The organism is Rhodococcus sp. (in: high G+C Gram-positive bacteria), from assembly GCF_049591685.1.
GTDB lineage: Bacteria > Actinomycetota > Actinomycetes > Mycobacteriales > Mycobacteriaceae > Rhodococcoides.
In genome coordinates this window covers 1-10,331 of the sequence record NZ_JBAWFH010000436.1, presented here as the reverse complement: position 1 = coordinate 10,331, position 10,331 = coordinate 1, and the positions used below count along the sequence as shown (strand labels likewise).

Sequence of the window (10,331 nt, the reverse complement as noted above, 5' to 3'; positions counted from 1 at the left end):
CAGCAGCGCAGCGGCCGGTGTCTCAGTGCCCGTCATGATCACCGAGCGTACCGACCGCCGCGATTTCGGCGTGCGTAGTCGCGTTGAGTGCGACCGCGCACGCCGAAATTGGGGAAAACTAAGCGGTTTCGGTGATGGGCCGGTCGACCCAGCTCATCAGGTCGCGCAGCTTCTTGCCGGTGACCTCGATCGGGTGCTCGGCGTTGGCCTTGCGCAGGCCTTCGAGTTCGGTGTTGCCGTTCTCGACGTTGGCGACGAGGCGACGGGTGAACTCACCGGACTGGATGTCGGCGAGGATCGCCTTCATGCGCTCCTTGGTGCCGGCGTCGATGACGCGCGGTCCGGAGAGGTAGCCACCGAACTCCGCGGTGTCGGACACCGAGTAGTTCATCCGAGCGATACCGCCCTCGTACATGAGGTCGACGATGAGCTTGAGCTCGTGCAGAACCTCGAAGTACGCCATTTCGGGTGCATAGCCGGCCTCGACCATGACCTCGAAGCCCACCTTGACGAGCTCCTCGGTGCCGCCGCAGAGGACAGCCTGCTCACCGAAGAGGTCGGTTTCGGTCTCTTCCTTGAACGTGGTCTTGATGACGCCGGCGCGCGTGCCGCCGATGCCCTTGGCCCAGGACAGAGCGAGAGCCTGACCCTCACCCTTGGGATCCTGGTCGATGGCGATGAGCGCCGGAACGCCCTTGCCGTCGACGAACTGACGACGCACGAGGTGGCCGGGGCCCTTCGGTGCGACCATGCCGACGGTGACGAACTCCGGTGCTTCGATCAGATCGAAGTGGATGTTCAGGCCGTGGCCGAAGAACAGCGCGTCGCCGTCTTCGAGGTTCGGCTCGATCTCTTCCTTGTAGATCGACGCCTGAGCCGTGTCCGGTGCCAGCACCATGATCACATCGGCCCACGCGGAGACCTCGGCGGGCGTGCCGACGGTCAGGCCCTGCTCTTCGGCCTTGGCGCGGGACTTGCTGCCCTCTTTGAGGCCGATACGAACATCGACACCGGAATCGCGCAGGCTCAGCGAATGCGCATGGCCCTGGCTTCCGTAGCCGATCACAGCGACCTTGCGGCCCTGGATGATCGACAGGTCGGCATCGTCGTCGTAGAACATCTCGACTGCCACTGGTTAATACCTTTCCTCTTGGTTGACGCTGTTCATCATCGGCGACGCGTCAGCGCGACGCCGTGATCGATTTCGGTCCACGTCCGACGGCAACGACTCCCGACTGAACTATTTCTCGAATTCCATAGGGGTCCAACATCTTGAGAAGCGCATCGAGCTTCGAGCGGGTACCGGTCGCCTCGACGGTCACGGCCTCCGGTGAGACATCGATGACCTTGGCGCGGAACAGGTTCACGGTCTCGATGACCTCGCTGCGGACGCTCGCGTCGGCACGAACCTTGATGAGAACCAGTTCGCGAGCGACCGACGAATCGGTGTCCTGCTCGACGATCTTGATGACGTTGATGAGCTTGTTGAGTTGCTTCGTCACCTGCTCGAGCGGGAACTCGTCGACCGTGACGACGATGGTCATGCGCGAGATTCCGGGGACCTCGGTGCCTCCGACGGCGAGGGAGGAGATGTTGAACCCGCGCCGAGAGAACAACGCGGCGACGCGGGCCAGAACACCCGGTGTGTCCTCGACGAGAACGCTGAGGGTATGACTGGTGCTCACTTCTGCGTACCTTTCGCTGCGTCGGTGCCTGCGTGGTCGCCGACGGCCTGCTCGCGTTCGAGCGCTTCCGAGACGCTGGGGTTGGTGCCGACACCCTCGTCGTCGTCGAAGAGCGGACGGATACCGCGTGCCGCCATGATCTCGTCGTTTCCGGTTCCCGCAGCCACCATCGGCCACACCTGGGCGTCGGCGCCGACGATGAAGTCGATGACGACGGGGCGGTCGTTGATCGCCCGCGCCTGCGCGATGACCGCGTCGACGTCTTCTTCACGCTCGCAACGGATTCCGACGCATCCGAGCGCTTCGGCGAGTTGGACGAAGTCGGGGATGCGCTTGGCGCCGTGGGTACCGAGATTGGTGTTGGAGTAGCGCTCCTCGTAGAAGAGGGTCTGCCACTGCCGAACCATACCGAGGTTGCCGTTGTTGATGAGCGCGACCTTGATCGGGATGCCTTCCACCGCACAGGTGGCCAGTTCCTGATTGGTCATCTGGAAGCAGCCGTCACCGTCGATGGCCCACACCTCGGTGTCGGGCAGGCCCATCTTGGCGCCCATCGCTGCAGGCACCGCGTAGCCCATCGTGCCGAGGCCGCCGGAGTTGAGCCATGTGCGCGGCTTTTCGTACTGGATGAACTGCGCCGCCCACATTTGGTGCTGGCCGACTCCTGCGCAGTAGATCGCGTCGGGTCCCGCTGCCTTGCCGACGGCCGAGATGACGAACTCGGGCGACATGCTGCCGTCGCTCGGGCGGTCGTAGCTCAGCGGGTAGGTAGTGCGGATCCCGTCCAGGTAGGCCCACCAGTCCACGAGGTCGAGTGTGGTGCCGGTCGCGCGGTCGGCGCGGATCGCCTCGATGAGTTCGGTGATGACCTCGCCGCAGTCACCCACGATCGGCACATCCGCGTAACGATTCTTACCGATCTCGGCCGGGTCGATGTCGGCGTGGATGACCTTGGCGCCCGGTGCGAACGAGGACAGCTGGCCGGTGACTCGATCGTCGAAGCGGGCACCGAGCGTGATCAACAGATCGCTGCGCTGCAGTGCCGCGACGGCGGCGACGGTGCCGTGCATTCCGGGCATGCCCAGGTTGAGATTGTGACTGTCCGGGAATGCTCCGCGAGCCATCAGCGTGGTGACGACCGGAATGCCCGTCAGCTCCGCGAGCTCGAGCAGTTCGGGTGACGCATCGGCTTTGATGACGCCACCGCCTACGTACAGCACGGGCTGCTTCGCGTCAGCGATGTATCGGGCGGCCTCGCGAACCTGCTTGCCGTGCGGCTTGGTGACGGGACGGTACCCGGGCAAGCGCATCTCCGGTGGCCACGAGAACGTGGTCTGGGCCTGCAGCACATCCTTGGGGATGTCGACCAGAACGGCTCCGGGACGGCCGGAGCTGGCCAGGTAGAACGCCTCGGCCATGATGCGCGGGATGTCCACGCCGTCGGTGATGAGGAAGTTGTGCTTGGTCACCGGCATCGTGATTCCGGAGATGTCGGCTTCCTGGAACGCGTCGGTACCGATGAGGCTGCGGCCGACCTGGCCGGTGATGGCCACGATCGGAACGGAATCCATCTGCGCGTCGGCGAGCGGCGTCACCAGGTTGGTGGCACCGGGGCCGGACGTCGCCATGCAGACACCGACGCGGCCGGTTGCCTGGGCGTAGCCGGTAGCGGCATGGCCGGCACCCTGCTCGTGCCGCACGAGGACGTGTCGGACCTTCTTCGAGTCGAAGAGCGGGTCGTACACCGGGAGAACGGCACCGCCCGGAATTCCGAATACCGTGTCGACGTCGAGTTCTTCGAGAGCTCGGACGACGGATTGTGCGCCGGTCACCTTTTCGGGTGCGACATGGCGACGAGATCCGCCGGTGCCCGGCGTTGCCGTTTCGGACACCGGAGTGCTGTTGACTGTCCCCGACTTACGAGTCGCGGGCCCTGGGCGTGCGGTTGGTGCGCTCACTGCTGCTTCCTCAGGATTTTCGTGTTCTGGGCGATCTCTGGGCAAGAAAAAACCCCCGTCAGCCGAGGCTGTACGAGGGTGGCGCGTCGATGCGAGTAGGAGTGAACCGGCTCAGGCGACGACGCGCCGGCCGATTACGAGTATCCATGTTCGCTTCACGCGCTCGACGGTAGGCGCGCGCATAGCAAACAGTCAAACTCATCACGACGCAATCCCATTATGTGAGATCACGTAGGTGCAATGCGAAGATGAAGGGGTGTCGTCTTCGCAGCAGTCCGAACCACCGGACACATCATCCCACACGCCCGTTCCGTCTCCGCAGGTCATCCGTCTCCCGCGCCTGGCGCTGGTCGGCGTTGCCCTGCTGGCGTTCGGCGTCGCCTTCCCCGCAGCCAGCTGGCCTGCCGTTCTGGGATGGCTGTTCATCCTTCCCGTCGCCGTGGGCGTCTGGGTCGTACGGGTACGCACCGTCGTGAGTTCGGACGGACTGACCATGCGCAGGGTCTTCGGTTCGGACTTCGTGCCGTGGGATCGGGTTCGCGGCATCCACTTCCCGGACCGCCGATGGGCGCGCGTCGTTCTCGACGACACGACGGAAAAGTCGCTGCCTCTGGTCCGTTTCGACCGCCTGCCCCAGCTGGCAGCGGCCAGTGGCGGCCGGATTCCCGACCCCTACGCGGCTGCTGCGGCGGATCATGAGACGAACGTCGACGCCGATCACGAGGCCGATCACGAGGGCACGCCTGACGCGGAGAAGCCCTGAAGCCGGAGTAATCTCGTTGCGAGCGATAACCGCACTCGCAGATAGAGGACAACAGGACATGCCGCCGCTACGGTCTCGGGTTACCACTGTCGGACGCAACGCCGCGGGCGCACGCTCGCTGTGGCGCGCTACCGGCATGACGGACAGCGACTTCGGAAAACCGATTGTCGCCATCGCGAATTCGTACACCCAGTTCGTACCCGGCCACGTACACCTCAAGAACGTGGGTGAGATCGTCGCCGACGCGGTCCGTGCTGCGGGTGGGGTGGCGCGCGAGTTTCACACCATCGCCGTCGACGACGGAATCGCGATGGGTCACGGAGGCATGCTCTATTCGTTGCCCAGCCGCGAAATCATCGCCGATTCCGTCGAATACATGGCCAATGCCCATACCGCGGACGCACTCGTGTGCATCTCCAACTGCGACAAGATCACGCCCGGAATGCTCAACGCCGCGATGCGATTGAACATCCCGACGGTCTTCGTCTCGGGTGGTCCGATGGAAGCGGGCAAGGCCGTCGTCGTCGGCGGCGTCGCCCAGGCGCCCACCGATCTCATCACCGCAATCTCCGCCAGCGCCAACGACGCGGTCACCGACGAGGGTCTCGACGAGGTCGAGCGCAGTGCATGCCCCACCTGCGGATCATGCTCCGGCATGTTCACCGCCAATTCGATGAATTGCCTCACCGAGGCCCTGGGTCTCGCATTGCCCGGCAACGGATCGACGCTCGCGACGCACAAGGCTCGCCGCGCGCTGTTCGAGCGCGCCGGAACCACCGTCGTCGAAGCCGCACTGCGGTACTACCGCGACGAGGACACCTCGGTTCTTCCCCGCAGCATCGCGAGCCCTGCCGCGTTCCGCAACGCGATGGCGCTCGACGTCGCCATGGGTGGCTCGACCAACACGGTTTTGCACACCCTCGCAGCCGCGCAGGAAGGCGAGGTCGACTTCGACCTCGACACCATCGACGCCATCAGCAGGAAGGTGCCGTGCCTGTCCAAGGTCTCGCCCAACTCCGATTACCACATGGAAGATGTGCACCGCGCCGGCGGAATTCCTGCGCTGCTCGGTGAACTGCGGCGCGCCGGACTCCTGGAAACCGACGTGTCCACCGTGCACACCGAGAGCTTCGAGGAGTGGCTCGATACCTGGGACATCCGGTCCGGTCGGGCTTCGGACGAGGCGATCGAGCTGTTCCACGCCGCGCCCGGCGGCGTACGGACGACCGAGCCGTTCTCGACCGACAATCGGTGGTCGTCACTGGACACCGACGCTGCGGGCGGGTGCATCCGAGACCTCGAACACGCGTACACGGTCGAGGGCGGGCTCGTGGTGTTGCGCGGCAACATTGCTCTCGACGGCGCGATCCTCAAAACGGCGGGCATCGACGAAGATCTGTTCAGCTTCCAAGGGCCTGCGCTTGTCGTGGAATCTCAGGAAGAGGCCGTCTCGGCAATCCTGCAGAAGAAAATCAAGGCCGGCGACGTACTCGTCGTCCGTTACGAAGGACCGAAGGGTGGGCCGGGCATGCAGGAAATGCTGCACCCGACCGCATTTCTGAAGGGTGCGGGGCTCGGCAAAGTCTGTGCACTGATCACCGACGGGCGCTTCTCCGGCGGCACCTCGGGGCTTTCCATCGGTCACATCTCGCCGGAAGCCGCAGCAGGCGGGGTCATCGGACTCGTCGAGAACGATGACCAGGTCCGGATCGACGTCGCCACCCGCACACTCGAAGTTCTGGTCGACGACGACGTCCTCGAGGCACGTCGGGCCAAGATGGAAGTGTCCGAACGGCCGTGGCAGCCACAGGGCCGTCAACGCACCGTGACCACCGCGCTACGGGCATACGCAGCGCTGGCCACGTCGGCCGACAAGGGCGCCGTGCGATACGTCCCCTGACAGAACGCAGGTGTGGCCGCGCCCTGTCCGGACACGGCCACACCTGGAAGGTAATTCGAGTCGAGCGAAACCGGCAGCGGCCTACTGGACCAACGGGTTCGCACCGTTGAGAAAAATCCAGATGCACACGCCGCCGGCGATGCCCGCGAGCAACGCGGCGAAGGAACCGAAGCGTGGACGGGTTGCCCAGCCGCGCCGACCGTCGAACGCGATCTTGCCCGGTCCGGTCAGAATGATCGCTGCGGAAGCCACGGCGAGCAATGTTTCGTATTCGACGCCGTTCGGCGCGAAGAACTGCAGGCCCGGCTCCGCAGCCTGCTTGAAGCACCACGCATTGATCATCACTCCGAGAGCTGCCGCTCCGGCCAGCGGTGTCGCCAGGCCCAGAATCAGCAACGCGCCGGCTGCGGTCTCACCGACGGCGCCGGCAATGGCGAGCAGGTTGGCCTGGTCGTACCCGGTGCTCTCGAGGAGCGACCGAAAACCGTCCAGGCCGGGGCCGTTCCACAGCCCGACGAGCTTCTGCAGTCCGTGGACCAGCAGGATGCCGCCGACGGCAAGTCGGAGCAGCAACAGACCCAGGTCGGTCGTTCCTCGCCGCGCGGGAATCTCAACCGTCTCGGTGCGTACGACGGGCCCGGGGGCACCGTCGCCCGGGAGGCTCCCGGCTGTCCCTGAGCCGGCTGTCCCGGAGGTCGATGTAGCCAGGGCTTCGGTGGGCTGGTCGGAGTACGCATTCCGACTGTCGGGCGCGATCGGCTCGTCGAACTTCGACGGCCGGAACGACGGAATCTGCTCGGTGGGGTAGGAACCCGAGCCGCTGCGGCCGAAGTCCAACTCGTCTTCGGTCTTCGGTTGCAGCTTTTCGGTCGGCTGGTCGTACGGACTCGACGCGGGTTCGTAGCCGGCGTCGGATCGTTCGGGGTCACGAGGCTTGTCGGTCACGTCGACAACAGTAGAACGAACAGGGGTCCAACCCTGGGCATTGAACGCACCGCGTGGCGAACGATTCGACCCTTTCCGTAACGTCTGACTGTATGAAGCTGGTGCGCGCGTCGTCCCGAACAGCAACTGCTACCGCCGTCGTGACGATGGCCGCGACGCTCCTCGTCGGCTGCGCACGTTTCGACGACTCGACGACCACACCGTTCACACCGGAGCCGTCGTTCGGCGCGGCCGAGATCGACCCCGTCGATCCCGATGCGCCGCCCACCTCCACGGCGCCCAACGGTCCGCCGCAGCAGCCGGGGCCGTGCGTCGACCTCGATCCCAACGTTGTCGCGACGTGCCTGGACACCACCGGCGGACTCGTTCTGCTGCCAGGAGGTATGTCTGCGCTCGTCGCCGAGCGGCGCACCGGTCGGATCATGCAGGTGACGCAGGGTCTCGCACCCGTCGAGATCGCCCGCATCGACGTCGATGCCGCAGGCGACGGAGGCTTGTCGGACCTGGCATTGTCACCCACCTACAGCGAAGACGGCTTGATCTACGCCTACATCACCACGCCGTCCGACAATCGCGTCGTCCGCATCGCCGCCGGCGACACACCCAAACCCATCCTGACGGGCATTCCCCGGGGCGCGCAGGGCAATCGCGGCGCTCTCGACTTCCACTCCCCCAACCAGATGGTGGTGCTGACCGGCGACGCAGGAAACCCGGCCGCCGCGGCGAACCCCGCGTCGTTGGCCGGGAAGCTGCTGCGCGTCGAATCGCTGACACCGGCGCAGAGCGGACGTCCGCCGCAGGTTGCTTTGGCTGGGATCGGTACGGCCGGCGACGTGTGCATCGACCCGTCCGGCGGCATCTGGGTCACCGACCGCACCGCCGTCGAAGACCGACTGCAGCGCATAGACCCGCTCGGCGCCGTCATCTCCCCGGTGTGGACCTGGCCGGACCGTCCAGGCGTCGCAGGATGCGGGGCAGGCCCTGGCGCCGTGGCCATCTCGCTGACCGGCGCAAAAGCTATGGCAGTACTCGTCACCGACGAAAATACCGGTGCGGTCACGGCAGCCCCGTCGCTGCTCGTGCAGGACAAGTACGGCCAGTTGAACGGAGCAGCGCTCGCTCCGGACGGACAGATCTGGGCGGGGACGGTCAACAAGAACGGCGACGGGGCCGGTCCGAACGACGATCGCGTGGTCAAGATCCCGGTCCCGGCGGGCGGCGGCGGATTCGACTAGTCGGGCTTGGCTCGCGGGCCGCTCAACAGTGTCGCCACCATCGGCAGCACCAGCACGGTGATCGCGCCTGCGGCCACTAGAATTGAAGCGTTGGCCGTCGTCATCTCCCCTTCCTCGACGGCAACGCCCGTGACCGCGACGATCAACGGCAGGCCCGTCGTGGCATAGAGCGCGACGCGAAGTTGCTCTCGTGTGCTGAAGTGGTTCTCCGAGTCCCATCTGGTCGTCAAAAAAACGGGCACACCGCGAACCACCATCAGCAAGGCGAGGAAAGCCAGCAGAACGCCCGGCTGTGCGATCACCGCGCCCACATCGATCGACATTCCGGAAGTGACGAAGAAGATCGGAATGAGGAACCCGAACGCCAATCCCCCGAGTTTCGCCTCGAGCTGTTCGTCACCTGTCGGTACGAGCCGACGCAGGATGAAACCGGCGGCGAACGCACCGAGGATGATGTCGAGCCCGAAGATCGTAGCGATCGCCGTCAGAGTGATGAGCAACAGCATCGTCAAACGCACCGTCGTCTGAGCAGTTGTCTCCGACCCGCGACGAATGACTGCGAGCAGGCGTGAGCCTTCACGTCGCAGGCTCATCGGGATGAACCCGACGCCGACGGCCGCCAGAACGAACAGCGCCAGGACGATGACGGACTCGATGTCACCCCTCGAGCCGAGCAGAACTGCCATCGCAACTACCGGGCCGAGTTCGCCCACCGCACCGTGATTGATCACGGTGCGACCGAGCGCGGTGTTCTGCAGGCCGGTGTCTTTCAAGATCGGTAGGAGCGTCCCGAGCGCGGTGGATGTCAGGGCGATTGCGACCGCGACGCCGGCCGACACCGCGCCTAATCGGCTAAGGACCAGGACGGCGCCGAATGCCGCCATAAGGCTCACGACCCACGTCAGAAGTGCCCGGCGGCCGCCGCGCCCGGTGATCTCCCCGGTGTCGATCTCGAAACCGGCGAGTAGAAACAACATTCCCAGCCCCAGCTCGCGAAGCAGATCGACTTCGTTTCCGTCCACAGCCAAGCCAAGAACATTGGGTCCGACGATCATGCCCAGCACGAGCAGGATTACGACCTCGGGAAGAAGCCGACGCGGCACGAAACCGGCGACCAGCGGAGCGACGACAGCGATGAGGGCAATCCAGAACAGCGAAGCGCCGGCCGATGGCATCGGCCGACTCTAACTCACCTACAGGCTGAGAGCACGAGTTCCTTGACGCGGGCTGCGTCCGCCTGCCCCCGTGTGGCCTTCATGACCGCGCCGACGATGGCACCGGCAGCCTGCACTTTGCCGGCGCGGATCTTGTCGGCGACACCGGGATTGGCGGCGAGCGCTTCGTCGACCGCAGCCTGTAGCTTGGTGTCGTCCTTCTCGACGACGAGTCCGCGGGCAGCCATCACGGCAGTGGGCTCACCTTCGCCGGCGAGCACACCGTCGACGATCTGACGCGCTCCGTTGTTGTTTACCTTGCCGTCGGCGACGAGCGCGATCACCTCTGCGACCTGAGCCGGTGCGATAGCGAGGTCGGCAAGCTCGACTCCGGCGACGTTGGCCTGCTGCGCCAGGTACGAGACCCACCACGAGCGGGCAGCCTGTGCCGGAGCACCCGCGTCGACGGTGGCCGCGACGAGTTCGAGCGCCCCGGAGTTCACCAGGTCTCGCATCTCCTCGTCGGATACTCCCCAGCCGGCTTGGATCCGCGCGCGTCGAAGCCACGGAAGCTCGGGGAGCGTCCCACGCAGTTCCTCGACCCAGGAGGCATCGGGGGCGACGGGCGCAAGGTCGGGTTCCGGGAAGTACCGGTAGTCCTCCGCGGTCTCTTTCTTGCGCCCGGACGTCG

9 protein-coding genes are annotated in these 10,331 nt (G+C 65.5%); 3 read left to right on the top strand and 6 right to left on the bottom strand.

All coding sequences use genetic code 11. The features are described from left to right. Positions 1-118: 118 nt before the first annotated feature. From ilvC to WBQ44_RS18365, 3 genes are all read right to left on the bottom strand, one after another. Positions 119-1,120: a ketol-acid reductoisomerase gene (ilvC, locus tag WBQ44_RS18375; RefSeq protein ID WP_495568109.1), complete on the bottom strand. Its 1,002-nt coding sequence runs from the start codon at positions 1,118-1,120 to the stop codon at positions 119-121. A 61-nt stretch (positions 1,121-1,181) separates the two neighbouring features. After that, on the bottom strand, positions 1,182-1,685 hold the full coding sequence (ilvN, locus tag WBQ44_RS18370; RefSeq protein ID WP_495568108.1) for an acetolactate synthase small subunit: 504 nt from the start codon (positions 1,683-1,685) through the stop codon (positions 1,182-1,184). Beyond that, positions 1,682-3,643, bottom strand: coding sequence for an acetolactate synthase large subunit (locus WBQ44_RS18365; protein WP_495568107.1), 1,962 nt, complete (start codon positions 3,641-3,643; stop codon positions 1,682-1,684). Before WBQ44_RS18365 ends, ilvN begins: the two co-directional genes overlap by 4 nt. A gap of 256 nt (positions 3,644-3,899) precedes the next feature. Here WBQ44_RS18365 and WBQ44_RS18360 point away from each other — a divergent pair, with 256 nt between their 5' ends. Next, complete coding sequence (locus WBQ44_RS18360; protein ID WP_495568106.1) at positions 3,900-4,406, top strand: PH domain-containing protein; 507 nt, start codon at positions 3,900-3,902, stop codon at positions 4,404-4,406. A 58-nt stretch (positions 4,407-4,464) separates the two neighbouring features. Next, positions 4,465-6,306: a dihydroxy-acid dehydratase gene (gene ilvD / locus WBQ44_RS18355; protein ID WP_495568105.1), complete on the top strand. Its 1,842-nt coding sequence runs from the start codon at positions 4,465-4,467 to the stop codon at positions 6,304-6,306. An 81-nt stretch (positions 6,307-6,387) separates the two neighbouring features. Here ilvD and WBQ44_RS18350 read toward each other — a convergent pair whose 3' ends face one another. Then, positions 6,388-7,251 carry a DoxX family protein gene (locus tag WBQ44_RS18350; protein ID WP_495568104.1) on the bottom strand — a complete coding sequence of 288 codons (864 nt, stop codon included), beginning with the start codon at positions 7,249-7,251 and terminating at the stop codon, positions 6,388-6,390. A gap of 92 nt (positions 7,252-7,343) precedes the next feature. Here WBQ44_RS18350 and WBQ44_RS18345 point away from each other — a divergent pair, with 92 nt between their 5' ends. Beyond that, positions 7,344-8,486 carry a PQQ-dependent sugar dehydrogenase gene (locus WBQ44_RS18345; RefSeq protein WP_495568103.1) on the top strand — a complete coding sequence of 381 codons (1,143 nt, stop codon included), beginning with the start codon at positions 7,344-7,346 and terminating at the stop codon, positions 8,484-8,486. Here the strand turns inward: WBQ44_RS18345 and WBQ44_RS18340 are convergent. Beyond that, a complete protein-coding gene (locus WBQ44_RS18340) occupies positions 8,483-9,661 on the bottom strand; it encodes a cation:proton antiporter (RefSeq protein WP_495568102.1) in 1,179 nt (392 codons plus the stop codon). The two genes, WBQ44_RS18345 and WBQ44_RS18340, sit on opposite strands and share 4 nt — an antisense overlap. Before the next feature lie 14 nt (positions 9,662-9,675). Further along, positions 9,676-10,331 (bottom strand): Asp-tRNA(Asn)/Glu-tRNA(Gln) amidotransferase subunit GatB (locus tag WBQ44_RS18335; RefSeq protein WP_495568101.1); only part of this gene is annotated, 656 nt, incomplete at its 5' end.